Below are 591 nucleotides of genomic sequence, written 5' to 3' on the forward strand. Positions count from 1 at the left end.
TATCAATAATCAAGATTATTATACCTACATGGAAACGGTGCGTTTATGGCTATCAGATTATAGCATTTACACCTATCCTGATGTGATGGTGATTAAAGGTCAACCTCTCTATCAAGGGAATAGTCAATCTAACGTGATCAATCCTTTAATTATTGTCGAAGTTCTCTCTAATTCTACCCAAGCTTATGACCGAGGGGATAAGTTTAAATTCTATCGTTCTCTGCCAACTTTTCAGGAATATATTCTGATTGAACAATCTAGTTATAGTGTGGAACGTTACTATAAACAAAAGGATGAGCAATGGTTAATTGATTTCGTCACGGGGGAAAATGCGGTTTTACAATTGCTGTCGGTGGATTGGCAGATTTCTTTTCAAGATTTATATCAAAGAGTAAATTTCGACCTAGCAGAAACCTAAAATTAAAAGAAAGGTGAAAAAGAGTCGCTATCAAGAAACTCATTATCTCAAAATAGCTAATCTTTTTTGGTATAATAGACGGACTACTATATGTTAAATCTATGGAAGCTCTAGATTTTTCCGATCAACTACAATGGACTGCAGAAGCAAAAGCAAAACTGAAAAATATTCCC

Annotated in this window: 1 protein-coding gene; it reads left to right on the top strand. The window is 34.5% G+C overall.

Annotated features, from left to right (window positions below):
• Nucleotides 1–418, top strand: a 418-nt coding sequence (locus tag MICAI_RS16360) for a Uma2 family endonuclease (RefSeq protein WP_039900379.1), incomplete at its 5' end; no start/stop codon positions are given.
• Nucleotides 419–591: the final 173 nt, after the last annotated feature.

This window comes from Microcystis sp. T1-4 (assembly GCF_000297435.1).
Taxonomy (GTDB): domain Bacteria; phylum Cyanobacteriota; class Cyanobacteriia; order Cyanobacteriales; family Microcystaceae; genus Microcystis.